General features: G+C 67.2%; 24 protein-coding genes. 14 read left to right on the forward strand and 10 right to left on the reverse strand.

Going from position 1 to position 19633, the window contains the following annotated elements:
• The 5 genes from NU688_RS00155 to purM form a co-directional block, all read right to left on the reverse strand.
• Positions 1 to 999, reverse strand: a complete 999-nt coding sequence (locus tag NU688_RS00155; RefSeq protein ID WP_257858526.1) for a GlxA family transcriptional regulator — start codon at positions 997 to 999, stop codon at positions 1 to 3.
• The gene (locus NU688_RS00160) at positions 966 to 1595 is read right to left on the reverse strand and encodes a DJ-1/PfpI family protein (protein WP_257858527.1); all 630 of its coding nucleotides are present in this window, start codon (positions 1593 to 1595) and stop codon (positions 966 to 968) included. Before NU688_RS00160 ends, NU688_RS00155 begins: the two co-directional genes overlap by 34 nt.
• On the reverse strand, positions 1592 to 2158 hold the full coding sequence (locus NU688_RS00165; RefSeq protein WP_257858528.1) for an isochorismatase family protein: 567 nt from the start codon (positions 2156 to 2158) through the stop codon (positions 1592 to 1594). Before NU688_RS00165 ends, NU688_RS00160 begins: the two co-directional genes overlap by 4 nt.
• 127 nt (positions 2159 to 2285) lie before the next feature.
• Positions 2286 to 3374, reverse strand: coding sequence for an AI-2E family transporter (locus tag NU688_RS00170; protein WP_257858529.1), 1089 nt, complete (start codon positions 3372 to 3374; stop codon positions 2286 to 2288).
• 56 nt (positions 3375 to 3430) lie between these two features.
• Positions 3431 to 4471 carry a phosphoribosylformylglycinamidine cyclo-ligase gene (purM, locus tag NU688_RS00175; RefSeq protein ID WP_257858530.1) on the reverse strand — a complete coding sequence of 347 codons (1041 nt, stop codon included), beginning with the start codon at positions 4469 to 4471 and terminating at the stop codon, positions 3431 to 3433.
• Positions 4472 to 4604: 133 nt separating this feature from the next.
• Between purM and hda the strand changes: the two genes are divergently transcribed.
• The 6 genes from hda to NU688_RS00205 all read left to right on the forward strand — a co-directional run bounded on the left by hda (position 4605) and on the right by NU688_RS00205 (position 10008).
• Positions 4605 to 5291, forward strand: a complete 687-nt coding sequence (hda, locus tag NU688_RS00180) for a DnaA regulatory inactivator Hda (protein ID WP_041942819.1) — start codon at positions 4605 to 4607, stop codon at positions 5289 to 5291.
• An 18-nt stretch (positions 5292 to 5309) separates the two neighbouring features.
• Complete coding sequence (pcnB, locus tag NU688_RS00185) at positions 5310 to 6941, forward strand: polynucleotide adenylyltransferase PcnB (RefSeq protein ID WP_257858531.1); 1632 nt, start codon at positions 5310 to 5312, stop codon at positions 6939 to 6941.
• On the forward strand, positions 6938 to 7597 hold the full coding sequence (gene folK / locus NU688_RS00190; protein WP_308340270.1) for a 2-amino-4-hydroxy-6-hydroxymethyldihydropteridine diphosphokinase: 660 nt from the start codon (positions 6938 to 6940) through the stop codon (positions 7595 to 7597). Before pcnB ends, folK begins: the two co-directional genes overlap by 4 nt.
• A 7-nt stretch (positions 7598 to 7604) precedes the next feature.
• Positions 7605 to 8213, forward strand: a complete 609-nt coding sequence (locus tag NU688_RS00195; protein WP_257858532.1) for a trimeric intracellular cation channel family protein — start codon at positions 7605 to 7607, stop codon at positions 8211 to 8213.
• 125 nt (positions 8214 to 8338) lie between these two features.
• Positions 8339 to 8983: a DUF47 domain-containing protein gene (locus NU688_RS00200; RefSeq protein WP_124463399.1), complete on the forward strand. Its 645-nt coding sequence runs from the start codon at positions 8339 to 8341 to the stop codon at positions 8981 to 8983.
• A 14-nt stretch (positions 8984 to 8997) separates the two neighbouring features.
• On the forward strand, positions 8998 to 10008 hold the full coding sequence (locus NU688_RS00205) for an inorganic phosphate transporter (protein WP_257858533.1): 1011 nt from the start codon (positions 8998 to 9000) through the stop codon (positions 10006 to 10008).
• 3 nt (positions 10009 to 10011) lie between these two features.
• On the opposite strand, the gene NU688_RS00210 is transcribed toward NU688_RS00205, so the two are convergent.
• Both NU688_RS00210 and NU688_RS00215 read right to left on the reverse strand, forming a co-directional pair.
• Positions 10012 to 10458, reverse strand: a complete 447-nt coding sequence (locus NU688_RS00210) for a TM2 domain-containing protein (protein WP_257858534.1) — start codon at positions 10456 to 10458, stop codon at positions 10012 to 10014.
• Positions 10455 to 10979, reverse strand: coding sequence for a GNAT family N-acetyltransferase (locus NU688_RS00215; protein WP_257858535.1), 525 nt, complete (start codon positions 10977 to 10979; stop codon positions 10455 to 10457). Before NU688_RS00215 ends, NU688_RS00210 begins: the two co-directional genes overlap by 4 nt.
• Positions 10980 to 11159: 180 nt before the next feature.
• Between NU688_RS00215 and rpsP the strand changes: the two genes are divergently transcribed.
• The 7 genes from rpsP to hisC all read left to right on the forward strand — a co-directional run bounded on the left by rpsP (position 11160) and on the right by hisC (position 16341).
• Entirely contained in the window at positions 11160 to 11423 is a 264-nt protein-coding gene (gene rpsP / locus NU688_RS00220; protein WP_013540078.1) for a 30S ribosomal protein S16, read from the forward strand.
• A gap of 16 nt (positions 11424 to 11439) precedes the next feature.
• A complete protein-coding gene (gene rimM / locus NU688_RS00225; protein ID WP_257858536.1) occupies positions 11440 to 11994 on the forward strand; it encodes a ribosome maturation factor RimM in 555 nt (184 codons plus the stop codon).
• A gap of 17 nt (positions 11995 to 12011) precedes the next feature.
• On the forward strand, positions 12012 to 12758 hold the full coding sequence (gene trmD, locus NU688_RS00230; RefSeq protein WP_257858537.1) for a tRNA (guanosine(37)-N1)-methyltransferase TrmD: 747 nt from the start codon (positions 12012 to 12014) through the stop codon (positions 12756 to 12758).
• A gap of 113 nt (positions 12759 to 12871) precedes the next feature.
• Positions 12872 to 13255: a 50S ribosomal protein L19 gene (gene rplS / locus NU688_RS00235; protein WP_042582524.1), complete on the forward strand. Its 384-nt coding sequence runs from the start codon at positions 12872 to 12874 to the stop codon at positions 13253 to 13255.
• Positions 13256 to 13379: 124 nt separating this feature from the next.
• Positions 13380 to 14189, forward strand: a complete 810-nt coding sequence (locus tag NU688_RS00240) for a CoA pyrophosphatase (RefSeq protein WP_257858538.1) — start codon at positions 13380 to 13382, stop codon at positions 14187 to 14189.
• A gap of 51 nt (positions 14190 to 14240) precedes the next feature.
• Positions 14241 to 15242 carry a CobD/CbiB family protein gene (locus NU688_RS00245; protein ID WP_257858539.1) on the forward strand — a complete coding sequence of 334 codons (1002 nt, stop codon included), beginning with the start codon at positions 14241 to 14243 and terminating at the stop codon, positions 15240 to 15242.
• Positions 15243 to 15252: 10 nt separating this feature from the next.
• Entirely contained in the window at positions 15253 to 16341 is a 1089-nt protein-coding gene (hisC, locus tag NU688_RS00250) for a histidinol-phosphate transaminase (protein WP_257858540.1), read from the forward strand.
• On the opposite strand, the gene rsgA is transcribed toward hisC, so the two are convergent.
• The 3 genes from rsgA to NU688_RS00265 are packed head-to-tail and all read right to left on the reverse strand — an operon-like array spanning position 16335 to position 18954.
• Positions 16335 to 17294 (reverse strand): ribosome small subunit-dependent GTPase A, encoded by a 960-nt coding sequence (rsgA, locus tag NU688_RS00255; RefSeq protein ID WP_257858541.1) that lies wholly within the window; start codon positions 17292 to 17294, stop codon positions 16335 to 16337. The genes hisC and rsgA overlap by 7 nt on opposite strands.
• A gap of 12 nt (positions 17295 to 17306) precedes the next feature.
• Entirely contained in the window at positions 17307 to 17657 is a 351-nt protein-coding gene (locus NU688_RS00260; protein WP_257858542.1) for a 4a-hydroxytetrahydrobiopterin dehydratase, read from the reverse strand.
• A gap of 31 nt (positions 17658 to 17688) precedes the next feature.
• Positions 17689 to 18954 carry a M48 family metallopeptidase gene (locus NU688_RS00265; protein ID WP_257858543.1) on the reverse strand — a complete coding sequence of 422 codons (1266 nt, stop codon included), beginning with the start codon at positions 18952 to 18954 and terminating at the stop codon, positions 17689 to 17691.
• Positions 18955 to 19013: 59 nt separating this feature from the next.
• On the opposite strand from NU688_RS00265, the gene orn reads away from it, so the two are divergent.
• Positions 19014 to 19610, forward strand: coding sequence for an oligoribonuclease (gene orn / locus NU688_RS00270; RefSeq protein WP_206177874.1), 597 nt, complete (start codon positions 19014 to 19016; stop codon positions 19608 to 19610).
• The last annotated feature ends 23 nt before the right edge of the window (positions 19611 to 19633 follow it).

The raw sequence follows: 19633 nt of genomic DNA on the forward strand, positions 1-19633 counted from the left end.
TCAGGCTTTCAGTGCCGTGCCCGCTTCCGACGGCGAACCGGGCAGCCCGAACTGGTGCCACGCCCGGCGCAGTTGCGTGTCGGAGCCGAAGCCCGACAGCTCCGCCGCACGCGTGACGCTCGCGCCCGACGACAGCGCCAGCTGCGCGGCCGCGAGCCGCAGCCGCCGCAAATAGGCCAGCGGCGCCACGCCCGCATGCTCCACGAAGAGCCGCGTGAGGTGCCGCGCCGAGGTGTGGGCCACGTCCGCCATCCGCGGCACGCTCCAGTCGGCCTGCGGTTGCTCGCTGACAGCGTCCTGCACGCGGTGCAGCGCCGCGTGCAGATGGTTGCGATAGGCGAGAAAAGGCGAGAGCTCCGGGTCGTGCGGGCCGCGCCGCAGCGCCACCACCATCGTCTGCGCCACCTGAGCGGCGAGCGCTTCGCCGCAGGTCTCGGCGATGCGGTGCAGCACGAGGTCGATGCCGGTCGTGACGCCCGCGCTGCTGTAGAGCGGCGGGTCGATCACGAACACGCGGTTGCTCACCACGTCGCAGCGCGGTTCGACCGCACGCAGTTCGTCCAGGTGATGGTGGTGTGTGGTGGCGCGCCGTCCGGCGAGCGCGCCGGCGTGCGCCGCCAGCACCGCGCCCGCGCAGACCGTGACCAGCTCGACGCGGCCACGCTCGAAGCGCTGGCCGCGCAGCCAGTGCAGCAGGTCCTGCGTCTCGGGGTTGTCGATGGCGATGGTGTTGCCGGGCAGGCCGACGAGCACGACCCAGGCCGGCCCGCTCCACTGTGTGGGCAGCGGTGAGAGCCCGGCGAGTGTGACGCCGACCGAGGCGATGGAGGTCGGCCGCGGGCTCGCGAACTCGATCGCGAAGCGCTCGGGCTGGCCCGACGCCTGCAGCCGCTGGTTCGCGATGCGCAGCGCCTCGGCCGGCCCGGCCCAGTCGAGCACGAGGCTGCCGGGGAGCAGCACGAAGACTACGCGGATGGGTGACTGCTGTTGTGGGTCCATGCGTAGTCCATCTGTCGCGCGGTGCGCTCGGCCAACGCGCGGCCTGCGAGGCGTTCGACCAGGTGCAGGCTCATGTCGATGCCCGCGCTGATGCCAGCCGAACTGACGATGCGGCCGGTGTCGACCCAGCGCACGTCTTCGCGCACGTCGAGTTTCGGGAACTGCGCGCGCAGGTCGGCGATGTCTTCCCAGTGCGTGGTGACGGCCTCCTGCGTGACCACGCCGCTCTTGGCGAGCAGGAAGACGCCGGTGCAGACCGAGGCGACGAGCTGCGCGCCGGCCGCGCAATCGGCGATCCAGCGCAGGGTTTCGGGGCTCGCCATCGGCGCATCGACCACGCCGCCGGGAACGATCAGCACGTCGGCCGTTGGGTGGGCCGCGATCGTGTGGTCGGCGAGCAGCTGCAGGCCGGCGCGCGCCTGCACGGGCTGGCCGCTCGGCGCAAGCGCGACCGAAGCGACCTCGAACGGCGCCGTCGCGCCTGGCTGCATGCGCTGGCTGACCCGGCTCGCGGTGGTGAACACCTCGAACGGGCCCGCGAAATCCAGCGCCTCGACGCCGTCGTAGGCCAGGATCAGCACGCGCAAGGCGGTCATTCGGCGGTGCCCGCGCGTTCCAGCGCCTTCGCCACGCTGCACACCGTGGCGAAGCGCCCGGCCAGCACGGCGGCGGTGCGCGACTTGATGTCGGCCGCCAGCAGCGGCCGGCCGTCGGGCTGCACCATGTCGAAGGTCAGCGTGGCGTCGGTCACGTAGTCGACCTCCCAGCCCAGGTCCGAGGCGTGGCGGGTGGTGGTTTCGCAGCATTGCTCGGTGCGGATGCCGCTCACGACCAGCCGGCGGATGCCGTTCTCGGTGAGCCATACGTCGAGCCCGCTGTTGACCAGCGCGCTGTGGCGGTGCTTGGTGAAGGTGGCCGCGGCCTCGAACGCCACGAGCCCGTCGATGGGGTGGATGTGACCCGATTCGACGGCGAACGGGTTGCTCGCATTGCTCGGCTCGTCGACGTGGAAGATGCGCACGATCGGCAGGCCCGCCGCTGCGGCGCCTTCGATCAGCGCGTTCTGGGCGGCGAAATAGGGCGCCGCGACGCCTTCGTTCCAGTACGCGCGCTGGCGGAACGATTCCTGGGCGTCGATCACAATCAGACAGGTTTTCATGGCGGTGGCTGCTCGCAAGGCGGAGTGGATGATGCCGCCAATTCTTGAGCGTTGCCAGGGGTGCGGTCCGCGCCGAAGCGGACCAGAACCGATCAGATCAGGACATCAAGGCTGTCCTGCAAGGCCGTCAGACCAGCGATGCGGCCTGCAGCTCTTTCTTCAGGTAGGCGTAGTAGAGCGGTGCTGCCACCAGCCCGGCCGGCCCGAACACCGCCTCGGCCACGAACATCACCGCGAGCAGCTCCCACACGCTCATCTGCGTGCGGGCGCCGACCACCTTGGCATTGATCACGTACTCGGCCTTGTGGATCACGATCAGGAAGATCAGGCAGGCGGCCGCCGTGAGCGGCGACACCGACAGCCCCACCAGCGTGATCACCGAATTGCAGACCAGGTTGCCCACGATCGGCACCAGCCCGGCCAGGAAGGTGAGCGTGATGAGCGCCGGCGTGTACGGCAGGTGCGCACCCCACAGCGGCATCAGGAACAGCAGGAAGATGGCGGTCAGCAGCGTGTTGAAGGCCGCGATCCAGAACTGGGCCGCCACGATCTGGGCGAAGGCCTCGCCGAAAATCTCCACGCGCTGGTGCAACTGCTCGGCCAGGGGCTTGCGCCGCAGGGGCGCCGCCGCCACGGCGGCCAGGCTGCCGACGATCAGCCCCACATAGGAAAAGAGCAGCCCGTGCAGCCAGGCGCGCCCGGCCATCGCGAGCGATCCGGCCTGCGCGCGCAGGTAGTTGGCGATCACGCGCTGGATCTCGGCCGCGCCTTCGGGCAGGTAGGTCGCGATGTCGGGCGGCAGCTTGGAGCGCAGCTCGAGCACCGTGCGGGCGGTGTAGTCGAGCAGTTCGCGGTACTGGTCGGGCGCATCGACGATGTATTCGCGCGCCTGCGACAGCCCCAGCGTGATCAGCGCGGCCGGAGCCAGCAGCACCACGATCACCGCCAGCACCCCGGCCCAGCCGCCGGCGCTGGAGCGCATGACCGGAACGCGCAGCAGGCCCTTTTCGAGCAGGCGGGCAAACCAGCGCGTGACCAGGAAGCCGATGCACACGCAGATCAGGCCCGGCAACAGGTGCTCCCACATCACGAGCATCAGCGCGCCCAGCATCAGCAGGTAGCTGGCGAGCATCACGCCGCGGGAGGCCGTAGGCCGGACGATGGGCGCCGCGGGGGATGCGGCGGCGGTGAAGGTGGGTTGCGGCTTCTTGGCCATCCGGGGTTCGGGTGCGCTGCTCGGGTGTGTGGATTGGAGGGTGGAACCGTCGGCGATCAGCCGACGACCACCGCGGCGCCTTCGCCGCGCTCGGCGATGACGCCGATCTCGTGCACCTTTTCACCCGATGCGCGCAGCGTGGCGGCGCAGGCGGCGGCTTCGGCCGCATCGATGACCACGACCATGCCGATGCCGTTGTTGAAGGTGCGGTTCATCTCGATGTCGTCGATGCCGGCGACCTTCTGCAGCCAGGCGAAGAGCTCGGTCTGCGGCCAGCTGCCCTTCTTGAGGTGGGCGGCGGTGCCTTCGGGCAGCACGCGCGGAATGTTCTCGAGCAGGCCGCCGCCGGTGATGTGGGCCAGCGCCTTGATCGGGTGCTTGGCCAGCGCCTCGAGCACGGGCTTCACATAGAGGTGGGTGGGTTCCATCACGGCTTCGCGGAAGGGCTTGCCGTCGAGGGTTGCTGGCAAATCAGTACCCGCGCGTTCGATCACCTTGCGCACCAGGCTGAAACCGTTGGAATGCACGCCGGCCGAGGCCAGGCCCAGCACCACGTCGCCGGGCTTCACGTTCTGGCCGGTGAGGATCTTCGATTTTTCGACCGCGCCGACCGCAAAGCCAGCCAGGTCGTACTCGCCGGCCGGGTACATGCCGGGCATTTCAGCGGTTTCGCCGCCGATGAGTGCGCAGCCCGAGAGCTCGCAGCCGCGGGCGATGCCGCCGATCACCGCTGCGGCGGTGTCGACCTCGAGCTTGCCGCAGGCGAAATAGTCCAGGAAGAAGAGGGGTTCGGCGCCCTGCACCAGCACGTCGTTGACGCTCATGGCCACCAGGTCGATGCCGACGGTGTCGTGCATGTTCCACTCGAAAGCCAGCTTGAGCTTGGTGCCCACGCCGTCGGTGCCGCTCACCAGCACCGGTTCCTTGTAGCGCTTGGGCACCTCGAACAGGGCGCCGAAGCCGCCGATGCCGGCCAGCACGCCTTCGCGCATGGTCTTCTTGGCCAGGGGCTTGATGCGGTCGACCAGCGCGTCGCCGGCATCGATATCGACACCGGCATCCTTGTAGCTGAGCGGGGTGGGCGTAGGGGAGGTCATGGGTGTGCGAAAGCGAACAAGAGAGCCCACAAGAGGCAGGGTGGTAGAGGCGCCGGCAACCGGAGCGGCCGGGCCGATAGAATTCCTGTTGATTTTAAGGGCCCCAGCGGCCCCCTCCATGAACCTTCCCGGGATGAAACAGCTCGCGCTCGATATCGGCATTGCGACGGGCCCCAGCTTCGACGCCTTTTTTGCCGGCCCCAACGAGGCGGCGCTGCGCCACCTGCAAGTGTGGGTGGGCAGCGCCGGCAGCCCAGCGCTGCACTCGCCGGTGCCCACCTACCTGTGGGGCGAAGGCGGCAGTGGCAAGACCCATCTGCTCGAATCGGTGCGTGTCGCACTGCGCGAGCAGGGCGCGAGCGTGGGCTGGCTGCATGCCGGCCTGCTCGAGCCGCCCGAGTTCGACGAGCGCTGGGGCGCCGTGCTGCTCGACGACGTGCACCTCTACACCGCCGTGCAGCAGCACGCGGCCTTCAACTGGTTCGTCAATGCCCAGACCCTGCAACGCGGCGTGGTCGCCGCCGGCGCGCTGCCGCCGGCCGACCTGCCGCTGCGCGAAGACCTTCGCACCCGCCTGGGCTGGGGCCATGTGTTCCACCTGCAGGTGCTCAGCGAAACCGAACGCCGCGCGGTGCTGCGCCAGGCCGCCGATGCGCGCGGCGTGATGCTGTCCGACGACGTGCTCGATTTCATGTTGCACCGTTTCAGCCGCGACCTCGGCAGCCTGATGGAGCTGCTCACGCAGCTCGACGGCTACGCGCTCCAGACACAACGCGCGATCACCATCCCGTTGATCCGATCCATGCTCGAAAACGAATAAGAAGAGCTTTCACAACCAATGATCAAGAAATTCATCGACAAGCTGCTGGGCAAATCCGCTGGCAGCACACAGGGCAAGAGCCGCTTCGGCAAGCGCCAGGAGGTGCCGGCAGAGGTTCACAGGATCGATCCGGCCCTGGTCGACGAACGCGCGAAGAACGTGGTCACCACGCTCCAGCAGGCGGGGTACGAGGCGTATGTGGTGGGCGGCGCGGTGCGCGACCTGCTGCTGGGCCTGCGTCCGAAAGACTTCGACGTGGCCACCAACGCCACGCCCGAGCAGGTCAAGTCGCTGTTTCGCCGCGCCTTCATCATCGGGCGGCGCTTTCGCATCGTGCACGTGGTGTACGGCCGGGGCCGCGAGCACGAGGTGATCGAGGTCTCGACCTTCCGCGCCTACATGGACAGCGCCGCCGCCGAGCAGGTGGCCGGCAACGAGCGCACCAGCAAGGGCGAGCTTGCGAGCATGAAGCACGCCGTGGACGCCAGCGGCCGCGTGCTGCGCGACAACGTCTGGGGCCCGCAGGAAGAAGACGCGGCGCGCCGCGACTTCACCGTCAACGCCATGTACTACGACCCGGCCAACCAGGTGGTGGTCGACTATCACAACGGCATCAAGGACGCCCAGAAGCTCACGCTGCGCATGATCGGCGACCCGGTCACGCGCTACCGCGAAGACCCGGTGCGCATCATTCGCGCGATCCGCTTCTCGGCCAAGCTCGCGGCACTGGGCTTCAAGATGGAAGCCAAGACCGCGGCACCGCTGATCGAATCGAGCAAGCTGCTGGCCGACGTGCCGCAAAGCCGCATGTTCGACGAGATGCTCAAGCTCTTGCAGACCGGCCATGCCATTGCCACCGTTGAGCAACTGCGCAAACTGGGGCTCGCCACTGGCATCTATCCGCTGCTGGACGTGGTGGTCGAGCGCGCCGACCAGCCGTTCGTGAAGGCGGCCCTGCAGGACACCGACCGCCGCGTTGGCGAAGGCAAGCCCGTGGCGCCCAGCTTCCTGCTGGCTTGCGTGCTCTGGGCTGACGTGCGCGACGGCTGGGCCCAGCGCCAGGAAGGCCGCCACGGCCAGCGTCCGCAGCCGCCGTTCCCGGCGCTGCAGGATGCGATCGATGACGTGTTCAATTCGCGCATCGGGGACGTATCGGGCCGCGGCAAGCTGGCAGCCGACATGCGCGAGATCTGGATGATGCAGCCGCGCTTCGACAAGCGCACCGGCTCCACGCCTTACAGCCTGATCGAGCAGGCGCGCTTCCGGGCCGCCTTCGACTTCATGCGGCTGCGTGCCGACGTGGGCGAGGTCAGCGAGGCGATTGCCGAGTGGTGGCAGGAATTCGGCACTGCCGACGACGTGCGCCGCCAGGACCTGCTGGAGCAGGTGCGCGACGAGCAGAAGACCCGCCAGCGCGTGCGTGTGCGCGAGACGCCGCCACCGCCGAAGCCCCGCAGCGAGCCGGCCGGCCGGCAGCGCCAGGGCGAGGCCCAAGCCCAGGATTCGGAACAGGACGAAGAAGTCGAAGTCGAGGCCGGTGCCGTGCCGCCCGATGGCGAGGCGCCCGCAGCGCGCAAGCGCCGGCGTCGCCGGAAGCCCCGCACCGGTGGCGGTGGTGGTGAGGGCGGCGGGAGCGCCGCAGGCGAATGAGCGCGTCCGACCAGCCGAAGGACGGCAAGAAGAACCCCAAGACCGGTGACAAGGCCAAGGCCGCTCCGCCGCGCGCGGGCGGTGCCAGGCCCGCGCCGGCTGCTGCCAGGAAGGGCCCGCCCAGCGGTCCCCCCGCACGCCGTGCGCCCGCCCGAGCCCCCACGAGCCGCCCCCGCGGCCCGCGGGAGGACTACCCGACCGTGCAGGCCTTCGTCGCGATCGGCGCCAACCTGGGCGACGCCGAGGCCTCCGTGAAGGCCGCCATGGCCGCCATCGGCGCGCTGCAGCGCACCACGGTGACTGCCCGTTCGTCGCTCTACCGCAGCGAACCGGTGGATGCCGAAGGCCCCGATTTCGTCAACGCCGTGGTGGCCGTGCGCACCGGCCTGGATGCCGAGCAGTTCCTCGTGGCGCTGCAGCGCCTGGAGACGCAGGCCGGCCGCGAAAGGCCGTTCCCCAATGCGCCGCGCACGCTCGATCTCGACCTGCTGATGCACGGCAACTCGGTGATGGACACGCCCACGCTGACCCTGCCGCATCCCCGCATGCGCGAGCGCGCCTTCGTGCTGAAGCCGCTCGCCGAAATCGCCCCCGACAAGGTGCCGCGCGCGGCGCTGGCACGCGTCACGGGCCAGGTGGTCAAGCGCATCGTCTGAAGAAACCGTGCTGCTCTACGTCCTCGATCTCGCCGGCGTGGCGGTTTTCGCGGTCAGTGGGGCGCTGGGGGCCGGCCATGCGGGTCTCGACTGGCTGGGCGTGGTGGTGATCGCCTCGGTCACCGCGGTGGGCGGCGGCACGCTGCGCGACCTGCTGCTCGACCGGCATCCGGTGTTCTGGATTCGCGACACCCGCTACGTCTACGTGATTCTTGTGGCCGTGGCGCTCACGATTGCCTGGGTGCATCTGCTGCCGATGCCCGAGCACGCCCTGGCACTGGCCGATGCGCTCGGGCTGGCGCTTTTCGCCATCACCGGGGCGCAGATCGCCGAGGAACGGCGCCTGCCGGCCGTCATCGTGATCCTGGTCGGCACCATGACTGGCGCGGCCGGCGGCTTGCTGCGCGACGTGTTCACCGCCCGTGTCCCGCTGCTGTTGAGCAGCGGCATCTACGGTTCCGCGGCCATCGCGGGCATTGCCGTCTACCTGCTGCTGCAAGCCGCCCGGATGCCCCGGCGCTGGGCCTTCCACGTGGGCGTGCTGCTGATCGTGGCGCTCCGGATGGGCGGTATCTACGGCGGCTGGCACCTGCCGGTATTGCAGCTGCCGGGCTGAATCGCGGGCATTCCGGCGGCCCTGAAAAGCAGGCTGGCCCGGACGCGATCGTCGTGCCCGTTAAACTTCGCCGGTTTTTCATGAAGGCGTCATCAAATTGTGATTGGCGCGACCCAGGAGTTTCCATGTTCGGCAAGCTGCTGCCCCGCGAGGGCAATTTTTTCGAGATGTTCAACCAGCACGCCGAGCGCATCGTGGAGGCGGCGAGGGCATTCGAGCAACTCGTCGCCAACTACAGCGACGTGCATCTGCGGGAGCAGTACAACCGCGACGTCGACAACGCCGAGCGCGCCGCCGACCGCGTGACGCACGACGTCAACCGGCTGATCCACAAGACCTTCATCACGCCCATCGACCGCGAGCAGATCCACAAGCTCATCAACACGATGGACGACGTGGCCGACCTGATCCAGGACTCGGCCGAGACGATGGCGCTGTACGACGTGCGCCACATGACCGACGAGATCGTGCGCCTCACGGCCCTGAGCGTGAAGTGCTGCGACCGCCTGAAGGACGCCGTCAAGTTCCTCGGCAAGATCGCCGACCCGGCCGTGGCCGAGGCAGTGCTCAAGACCTGTGAGGAAATCGACCGCCTCGAATCGGACGCCGACCGCGTGATGCGCAGCGCCATGAGCAAGCTGTTCCGCGAGGAGCCCGATGTGCGCGAGGTGATCAAGCTGAAGGCGATCTACGAGCTGCTCGAGACGATCACCGACAAGTGCGAGGACGTGGCCAACGTGATCGAGGGCATCGTCCTCGAGAACTCCTGAGCGGGTAGCCATCGATGGCAACGGTTCAGGTCGCCCTCTGGGTGGTGGTAGTGCTGGTCGCGCTGGCGATCCTGTTCGACTTCATGAACGGGTTCCACGATGCCGCCAATTCGATCGCGACGGTGGTCTCCACCGGCGTGCTCAAGCCCGGGCAGGCCGTGGTGTTCGCGGCGTTCTTCAACCTGATCGCGATCTTCATCTTTCACCTGAGCGTGGCGGCGACGGTGGGCAAGGGCATCGCCCAGCCCGGCGTGGTCGATGTGCATGTGGTGTTCGGCGCGCTCATCGGCGCCATCAGCTGGAACCTGGTGACCTGGTACTACGGCATCCCGAGCAGCTCGTCGCATGCGCTGATCGGCGGCATCGTGGGCGCGGTGATCGCCAAGACGGGCACGACGGGCCTTGTGGCCTCGGGCATCTGGAAGACGGTGGCGTTCATCTTCGTGTCGCCACTCCTGGGCTTCCTGCTGGGCTCGGTGATGATGATCGCGGTGGCCTGGGGCTTCCGGCGCGCCACGCCGTCGCGCGTGGACCGCTGGTTCCGGCGGCTGCAGCTGGTTTCGGCCGGCGCCTACAGCCTGGGCCACGGCGGCAACGATGCGCAGAAGACCATCGGCATCATCTGGATGCTGCTGATCGCCACCGGCTACGCCTCGGCTGCCGACGCGGCGCCGCCGAGCTGGGTCATCATCAGTTGCTACGCCGCGATCGCACTGGGCACCATGTTCGGCGGCTGGCGCATCGTGAAGACGATGGGCCAGAAGATCACCAAGCTGAAGCCCGTGGGCGGCTTCTGCGCCGAGACCGGCGGCGCGCTGACGCTGTTCCTGGCAACGGCGCTGGGCATTCCGGTGTCGACCACCCACACCATCACCGGCGCCATCGTCGGCGTGGGTTCCACGCAGCGCGCGAGCGCGGTGCGCTGGGGCGTGGCGGGGAACATCGTCTGGGCGTGGATCTTCACGATCCCGGCCTCGGCGTTCGTGGCCGCGATCGCCTACTGGATCAGCATGCAGCTGTTCTGACGGCTACTGCGAGATCTTTCGGCCTTCTTCGATCTGGTGCTCGAAGTAGCGCTGGAAGCTGAACACGATGCTGGCCATCAGGATCGTGCTGCCGAAGAAGAGCGACAGCACCACGGCGCCGATCGTGAACCAGTTCGTCTGGCCCGGAGCGGCGTCTGCCGGGGCGCTGGCGTTGAAGCGGGCGTTCCACTTCTCGGGCGTCATGAGGCCATAGACGATGGCCATCAGCGCGCAGCCCGCGATGGTGAACCCCAGCAGCGGAATCAGCGCCCAGCTCAGGCCGTCGTCCACGCCGTACATGCGCACGCGCTCGATGCCGTAGACGCCGAGCGCCGTCGGAATCGGCAGCAGCCAGCCCAGCCAGTCGCCCAGGCCGCGCAGGTAGAAGCGGTGCAGCCCCAAGGGGCCGCCGAGGAAAGAGAGCCACGCTGCGGTAGTTTTGTTTTTCATTCGGGTTTTGTCGTGCTGCCTTCGCCGAGCACCTTTTCCATCAGGACCACGTCGCGCCATTCGCCGAACTTCCAGCCGCAATCTTTGAGCACGCCGACGTGCGTGAAGCCCTGGTTGCGGTGCACACCGACGGAGCCGGCGTTGGCCGAATCACCGATCACCGCGATCAGCTTGCGGACGCCGACCGCTTCGGCGGCCTGCGAAAGCGCCGCCAGCAGCTTGGCGCCCAGACCCTTGCCGCGCGCTGACTCCGCCATGTAGATCGAGTCTTCGGCCGAAAAACGGTAGGCCGGGCGCGGCTTGAACCAGTTGCAGTAGGCAAAACCCAGCACCTCGCCATCCTCCTCGGCGACCAGGTAGGGCAGGTTCTTGCCGAGCACGTCGGCGCGGCGCGCGGCCATGTCGGCGGCGGAGGGCGCCTCGGTCTCGAAGGTGCCCGTGCCGTGAAGCACATGGTGGGCGTAGATGGCCGTGATGGCCGCGACGTCGTCGTCGCGGCTGGGGCGAATGGAGAGGGTCATGGGTGAAAAAGAGACGGCGCGAGGCCGAAAATTCGGAGAAAACGCGTAGCGGGCTATAATCGCAGGCTTTTCAGCGTGTCGCTGGCCGGGTGGCCATGTCGCGTGTCTCGACGCTGGAAGAACATTGTGAGCGGGCCTCTTTCTCATCCAACTGGCTCGCTGACCACCCAAGGATAAATCATGGTCGTCATTCGACTCTCCCGCGGCGGCTCCAAAGGCCGTCCGTTCTTCAACATCGTCGTGTCGGACAAGCGCGTCCGCCGCGATGGCCGTTTCATCGAGCGCCTGGGTTTCTACAACCCGACCGCCAAGGAAAACGAAGAAAGCATCCGCATTGCCCAGGATCGCCTGACCTACTGGAAGAGCGTTGGCGCCCAAGCCTCGCCCACGGTCCTGCGCCTGATCAAGCAAGCTGCAGCCGCAGCTCCCAAGGCGGCAGCCTAAGCCGTCACGCACGGCGATGTTGCCCGCACTCGAAGCCGCCGAATTGCCGGCGGATGCGATCGAGGTAGGACGCATCGCCGATGCATGGGGCATCAAGGGCTGGTTCAAGGTCCTGCCCCACAGCGCCCAGCCCGAGGCGCTTTTTTCTTCCAAGCGCTGGTTCCTGCAGGCTCCCGGAGCCTCGGCGAACGCCGCTTTCCGGCTCGCGATCCGCGAAGCCAAAGAACATTCCGACTGCATCGTCGCCTCGTCCGAAGAGGTGCCTGACCGCAATGCGGCCGAGGCCTTGCGCGGCGCGCGCGTGTTCGTGCCGCGCTCGAGCTTTCCGACCGCGGGCGACGACGAGTACTACTGGGTCGACCTGATCGGCCTTTCGGTCGTCAACCGCGAAGGCGTGACGCTCGGCACGGTGCGCGAACTGCTCGCCACCGGCCCGCAGACCACGCTCGTGCTGGCCGCCGAAGAAGACGGCAAGGCCGTCGAGCGGATGGTGCCTTTCGTCTCGGTCTTCGTCGACAAGGTCGATCTGGCCGGCCGTCTCATCACGGTCGACTGGCAGCCCGAGTTCTGACCCCGGGGCTTGCGCGCATGCGCTTCGACGTCCTCACGCTCTTTCCCGAACTGTTCGCGCCCTTCATGGCCAGCGGCGTGACGCGCCGCGCGTACGAGTCGAAGCAGGTCGAGATCGTGCTCTGGAATCCGCGCGATTTCGCACAGGGCAACTACAAGCGCGTGGACGACCGGCCTTTCGGCGGCGGCCCCGGCATGGTGATGATGGCCGAGCCGCTGGCGGCCTGCCTCGACGCGGCGCTGGCCGCGCGCGGGGCGGATGCGCCCGTCGTGCTGTTTTCGCCCATCGGCGAGGCGCTGCGCCACGAAGCGGTCGAAAAGTGGTCGGCCAGCGAGGGCGCGGTGCTGGTTTGTGGCCGTTACGAAGGCATCGACCAGCGTTTCATCGATGCGCGTGTCACCCATCAGATCAGCCTCGGCGACTTTGTCCTTTCCGGCGGCGAGATCGCGGCGATGGCGTTGCTCGACGCCGTGGCGCGGCTGCAGCCCGGGGTGCTGGGCGACGAGGCCAGCCATGTGCAGGACAGCTTCAACCCCGCGCTCGACGGCCTGCTCGACTGCCCGCACTACACACGGCCGGAGCAGTGGAACGGGCAGGGCGTTCCGGCGCCGTTGCTCTCGGGCCACCATGCGCAGATCGAGCGCTGGCGCCGCGACCAGCGGCTGGCCATGACGGCCGCCCGGCGCCCCGACCTCATCGACGCCGCCCGCGCTGCCGGCCGCCTGAACAAGGCCGATGAGACAGTGCTGAAAAAAAAGCTATAATCTCGGGCTCCCCGATCCTCTGCCCGGCCGCGCCTGGCTTTCTGTTCGCCTCAGGGTGGCAGATACCAACGGCGCCTTTTGTGTAGCCCGACACGATCGAATATCAGGAAATCATGAACCTCATCGAAACCCTCGAGCAGGAAGAAATCGCCCGCCTCGGCAAGAAGATCCCCGATTTCATGCCCGGTGACACGGTCATCGTCAGCGTGAGCGTCGTCGAAGGCACCCGCAAGCGCGTGCAGGCCTACGAAGGCGTCGTGATCGCCAAGCGCAATCGCGGCCTCAACAGCGGCTTCACCGTGCGCAAGATCTCCAGCGGCGAAGGCGTGGAACGTACGTTCCAGACCTACAGCCCGCTGATCGCCGGCATCGAAGTCAAGCGTCGTGGCGATGTGCGCCGCGCCAAGCTGTACTACCTGCGCGATCGCAGTGGCCGTTCGGCACGTATCAAGGAAAAGCTGCCGGGCAAGTCGCAAGCAGCAGCGGCCGCCAAGTAAGCCGTTTTCCTGCAGTGCAAAAAGCCGCCGCTCTGGCGGCTTTTTGCGTTGTTGCTCCTGCTCAAAGACAACTTTTCGTTTTTCCGCTCTACTTCTTCTTTCCGGCCCCGGTACTTTTCATCTCTTGACCACCTCATCCACTTCCCCGCAGGACGCCTCTCTCGAACCCGTCAACGCCGTGGCGCCGTCCACGCTGCCACCGTTCGATCCTCGGAAGGCGCCTTTCGCGGTGAGGAACGATGGGTTGCCGGCTGTGCCGGCCGCGCAGTTGACGGCACAGGCCCTGCGGGCTCGTTTCGAAACGCCGCCGGTCTGGACCCCCGAACTGCGCCGCGAGCCGCGATTGACCGAGCGCGTACCCGCCCAGGCGGCCGTGCTCGTGCCGATCGTGCAGCGCTCGCAAGGCGCGACCGTGCTGCTGACCGAGCGCACCGCGCACCTCTCGACCCATTCGGGGCAAGTGGCATTTCCCGGTGGCCGCGTCGACCCCGAGGACGCGAACGTCGCGGCCGCCGCATTGCGCGAGGCCTGGGAAGAGGTCGGCCTTTCGGCGCAATACATCGAAGTGCTCGGCAACCTGCCGACCTACACAACGGTCACTTCCTTCATCGTGACACCGGTGGTTGCGCTGGTGCAGCCCGGCTTCGAACTCACCATCAATCCCTACGAAGTCGCCGATGCCTTTGAAGTGCCGCTCGCGTGGCTGATGGACCCGGCCAACCACCGCCACCACACCGTGCCCGCCCCCGACGGCACGAAGCGCCAGTGGTACTCGATGCCCTACCAGGACGGCGCCGACGAGCGCTTCGTCTGGGGTGCCACCGCTGGCATGCTGCGCAATCTTTACCGTTTCTTGAGCGCCCCCATAGCCGGGCTGCGCCCGGCCGGCCCCCCGCGGGGGATCAAGTCAAGTGGCAAAGCCACATTGACTTGAGAGCGCCTGAATCCCGGCTGAACCTGGGGGCGCTCTCGCTATCATCGAAGGATGAGCTTCTTTGCCATCCTGTGCGCGTTGCTGATCGAACAGGTGAGGCCGCTGGGCCCTCACAACCCCGTGTACGGCACCGTTCTCGCGTGGACCCGCTGGACCAGCCGCAATTTCGATGCGGGCAAGCCCCATCACGGATGGATCGCCTGGGGGCTCGCCGTCTTCGTGCCCACGCTCGTGGCGCTCGGCGTGCATTGGCTGCTGGTGCTCACGCTGGGCCTGCCGTTCGCGGTGCTCTGGAGCATCGCGGTGCTCTACGTCACGCTGGGGTTCCGGCAGTTCAGCCATCACTTCACCGACATCCGCGACGCGCTCGACGAGGGCGACGAGCCGCTCGCTCGCTCGCTGCTCGCGCACTGGCAGGGCGTCGATGCCGCCGAGCTCAAGCGCAGCGAGATCGTGCGCCATGTGATCGAGCATTCGGTCATCGCCGCGCACCGCCATGTGTTCGGCGTGCTGGCGTGGTTCTCGGTGCTCGCCGCCATCGGCCTCGGACCGGCCGGCGCGGTGTTCTACCGCATGAGCGAATTCGTCGCACGCTACTGGGCCCACAAGAACGGCGCGGCGGTGCAGCCGTCGAGCGTGTCCGTGCAGCAGGCGGCCGAGAGCGCCTGGCATGGCATCGACTGGCTGCCCGCGCGCATCACGGCGTTGGGCTTCGCGGTGGTCGGCAGTTTCGAGGAGGCCATCGACTGCTGGCGCAACGACGCCCGGCGCTTTCCGAACGAGAACGACGGCGTGATCCTTGCGGCCACTTCCGGCGCGGTCAATGTGCGACTGGGCGGCGGTTCGCTGAGCCCTATTCCCGTCACTGACCCGTTGCCGCGCGCGCAGGCCGGCGAATCGGTGATCGATGACCGCAGGCCCGACAGCGGCAGCACGCCGGGGCGCGAGCCCGAGCCCGGGCACTTGCGCAGCGTGGTCGGCCTCGTCTGGCGCTCGGTCGTGATGTGGATGGTGCTGCTGGCGTTGTTGACGCTCGCCCGTCTGCTTGGCTGAGCGGCGCGACATGACCTCCGCCACGCCGGCGTTCTGGAGCCCGCGCATCGGCGCACTCGAGCCCTACGTGCCCGGCGAGCAGCCGCGCATCGCGAACCTCGTCAAGCTCAACACCAACGAGAACCCGTATCCGCCGTCGCCGCTTGTCGTCGATGCGATCCAGCAAGCTGCTTCGAGCGGGTTGGAGCGCTATCCCGACCCCACCTCGTTCGCGCTGCGCGAAGCGGTGGCACGGCGGCATGGCCTGACGGTCGACCAGGTGTTCGCCGGCAACGGTTCGGACGAAGTGCTGGCGCACGCCTTCTTCGCTTTCTTCCAGCAGGCCGAGCCCTTGCTCATGCCCGATGTGAGCTACAGCTTCTACAAGGTCTATGCCCAGCTCTACGGCATTGCCTGTGAGTTGCAAGCGGTCGATGAAGGCCTGCGCATCGACGTCGAAGCCATTGCGGCGCGTGCACGCGGCGGATGCGCGGGCATCGTGATCGCCAATCCGAACGCACCCACGGGCATCGGGCTGCCGCTGTCGCAGATCGAACGACTGCTCGCAGGGTGCCCTGACCGCGTGGTGCTGGTGGATGAGGCCTACGTTGATTTCGGCGGCGAGAGCGCGCTGCCGCTCGTCGACAAATATCCGAACCTGCTCGTGGTGCAGACCCTTTCCAAGTCGCGCTCGCTCGCCGGCCTGCGCATCGGCTTCGCCTGCGGCCAGCAGCCTCTGATCGACGGCTTGGTGCGCGTGAAGGACAGCTTCAACTCCTACCCGCTCGACCGGCTCGCCACGGCGGGCGCCGTCGCGGCGCTGGAGGACGAGGCGTGGTTCAGCACCACGCGCGACAAGATCGTCGACACCCGCGAAGGGCTGCACCTGCAGCTCGAAGACCTGGGTTTCGAGGTGTTGCCTTCACAGACCAACTTCGTGTTCGCGCGCCATCCGCAACGCGATGCGGCCGAGCTGGCCGCGTTGCTGCGCGAGCGTGCGGTGCTGGTGCGGCATTTCAAGCAACCGCGCATCGCGCAGTATCTGCGCATCAGCATCGGCACGCGCGAGCAGTGCAGCGCGCTGGTGCAGGCGCTGCAAGCCATCCTGGACGTTCAGTAGCGCGTCTGGCTCAGCTCGGCGAACAGCTCGCCGTAGATCCTGTAGCGCGACGCGCTGATCGGGCCCGCATGTGTCGGCGTCTCGACGTTCGAGATCACGCCGCAGCCGGGCTCGTGCAGGTGGGTGCAGTTGTAGAACTTGCAGTCCCCCGTGTGCTCGGCGATGTCGGGCATCAACCCGGCGAGCTGCATCGGCTCGATGTGGTTCAGGCCGAATTCCTGGAAGCCCGGCGAGTCGATCAGGCCGGTGGTGCGCGCTTCGTCGATCCAGTACCAGGTGGTGCTCGTGGTCGTGTGCTTGCCGGAATTCAGCGCCTGCGAGATTTCCTGGGTCAGCACCGTTGCACCCGGCACCAGCAAATTGGTCAACGTGCTCTTGCCTGAACCCGAGGGGCCAAGTACGAGGGTGGACTTGCCGGACAGCAGCTTCATCAGCGATGCATAGTCCGCCTCGCCCGACGCCTTGAGCGAGAGCGGCAGCACGCCGTGATGCATGCGGCGATAAGGCGCCAGCTTGGTCCAGGCGCGCTCGAAGGGCTCGACCAGGTCGCTTTTGTTGAGCGCGATGATCGGCGTGATGCGCTCGGCTTCCGCCGCGATCAGCGCGCGCGCCAGTTGATGCTCGGAAAACTCCGGCTCGGCCGCAATCAGGATCAGCACATGGTCGAGGTTCGCCGCAAAAGACTTTGTGCGGATCTCGTCCTGCCGGTAGAAGAGGTTGCGCCGTGGCAGCACTTCCTCGATGGTGCCTTCGTCCTCGGTGGCCTGCCAGCGCACGCGGTCGCCGACCACGGCCTGGCTCTTCTTGCCGCGCGGGTGGCAGATCAGCCGCTCTCCCGTGGGCGTTTCGACGAGGCAGTGACGCCCGTGGCTGGCAACGACGAGGCCGTCATGATGCGCCTTCCCTGTGTTGTGCGCAGCAGGAGTGAAGGCGGCGCGGCCTGGCTTAGCCACAGGCGTGTTTCCTCACGCGGAGGGACTCGCAACCAGCGCGTCGGCTTGCCGAGCGCAATCGAAATCGGTGACCGACAGGCCCTTTACGTCGTGCGTGTTGAAGCGCACCACGCAGCGGTTGTAGTGCACCGACAGGTCGGGGTGGTGGTCTTGCGTGTGCGCCACGAGCGCCAGCGCGTTCACGAAGGCGATGGTCTCGAAGTAGTTGGCGAAGGTGAAGGTCTTCTCGATGGCGACATCGGCGCCGTCGCCGGTGAGCTTCCAGTGGTCGAGCTTGGCGAGGCCGGAAACGATCTCCGTGGCACTCAGTGCCTGGCGGGGAGGAAGGTTCTTCCAGTCCTTGGGTTTGAACATGCTGCTCATGAGGGGCTTTGCTGAAATGTGAGGTGGTTGATCACGCCGCAGTCATGCGCGCAAGGCGCTCGGATGCGGGCGGATGGGAGTAGTAGAACTTGACGAACACCGGATCGGGCGTGAGCGTCGATGCGTTGTCCTGATAGAGCTTGAGCAGGGCGGCGGAAAGGTCGGCGCCGCTGGTCTGTGCGACGGCATAGGCATCGGCCTCGAACTCGTGCTTGCGCGAAAGGCGCGCCGGCAACGGGGCCACGAAGAAGCCGAACACCGGCACCGCGAGCATGAACAGCAGCAGGGCCAGCGCGCTGTTCGGCGCGGCCGGCGACATGTTCGGCTGCACGCCCAGGCCGGTATAGAACCAGACCTGGGTCGAGACCCAGCCCAGCAGCGCGAAGCCGGCGAGGCTCAGCGCGAATATCACGACGAGCCGCTTCACGATGTGGCGGTGCTTGAAGTGGCCGAGTTCATGCGCGAGCACCGCTTCCATTTCACCGGCATTTAGCTGGCGCAGCAGCGTGTCGTAGAAGACCACACGCTTGCTTGCGCCGAAGCCTGTGAAATAGGCGTTGGCATGCGCGCTGCGGGTGCTGCCGTCCATCACGAAAAGGCCCTTGGCCTTGAAGCCGCAGCGCTTGAGCAAGGCCGTCACGCGCTCCTTGAGCGTCGGATCGTCGAGCGGCTCGAACTTGTTGTACAGCGGAGCAATGAAGATCGGGTAGATCACCATCCCCAGCAGGCTGTAGCCCATCCATGAGGCCCAGGCCCAGAGCCACCACAGCTCGCCGGCCGCGCCCATGAGCCAGAGGATCAGCGCTGCAATCGGCAGCCCCATCGCGGTGCCGATGGCGATCGACTTCAGGGCGTCTTTGAGCCAGAGCCCCCAGGTCATCTTGTTGAAACCGAAGCGCTCCTCGAGCCTGAAGGTCTGCCAGAGCGCGAATGGCAGTTCGAGGAGGCCGCTGATCGCCGCGAACGCTCCCAGCAGCACCAACTGCTGCACCATGCCGCCACCGAGCCACACCAGCAGCAGCTTGTTCAACACATCGAGCCCGCCAAGCAACGTCCATCCCAGCAGCAGCGCCGCGCCCCAGGCCATCTCGACCAGGCCGAAACGGACCTTGGCGATCGTGTAGTCGGCCGCCTTCTGGTGTGCCGCGAGCGTGATGGTCTGCGCGAAAGCTTCCGGCACGGTGCCGCGGTGCTGCGCCACATGGCGCACCTGACGCGAAGCGAGCCAGAACTTCACGAGCAGGCCTGCAACGAGCGCGGCCGCGAAGGCGATGGTGAAGATGAGCGAATAGGACATGGAGCGGCGAGTTTAGTCCCCGGTAAATCGGGGCGCAGGCCTTGGGCGACAATCCTGCGATGCCCGAATCCCTTGACCCGACGCCCCCCGCAGCCGTGCCTACCCTGAAGAAAAGCGACCAGAACCTGGTCTGGCTGGACTGCGAGATGAGCGGCCTCGACCCCGAGAAAGAGTTCCTGCTCGAGATCGCCGTGGTCGTTACCGGCCCCGACCTCACGCCCCGCATCGACGGCCCGGTGCTCGTCATTCACCAGAGCGACGCCGTGCTCGACGCCATGGACGCCTGGAACAAGGGCACCCACGGCCGCAGCGGCCTGATCGACAAGGTGAAGGCCTCCACGCTGGACGAAGCCGCGGCCGAGCAGCAACTGCTGGAATTCATCGCCAAGTACATCCCCCGCAGCGGCTCGCCGATGTGCGGCAACACGATCGGGCAGGACCGGCGGTTCCTGGTCAAGTTCATGCCCAAGCTGGAGGCGTACTTCCACTACCGAAATCTCGACGTCAGCACCCTCAAGGAACTGGCCAAGCGCTGGAAGCCCTCGGCCTACAGCGCCTTCAAGAAACAGCAGGCGCACACCGCGCTGGCCGACGTGCACGAGTCCATCGAGGAGCTCGCCCACTACCGGGAAACCTTCCTTCGCCTGACCGATTGATAAGGGATTAGGTAAAAACCCGA

The sequence above is a fragment of the Variovorax sp. ZS18.2.2 genome, assembly GCF_024701975.1.
GTDB lineage: Bacteria > Pseudomonadota > Gammaproteobacteria > Burkholderiales > Burkholderiaceae_C > Variovorax.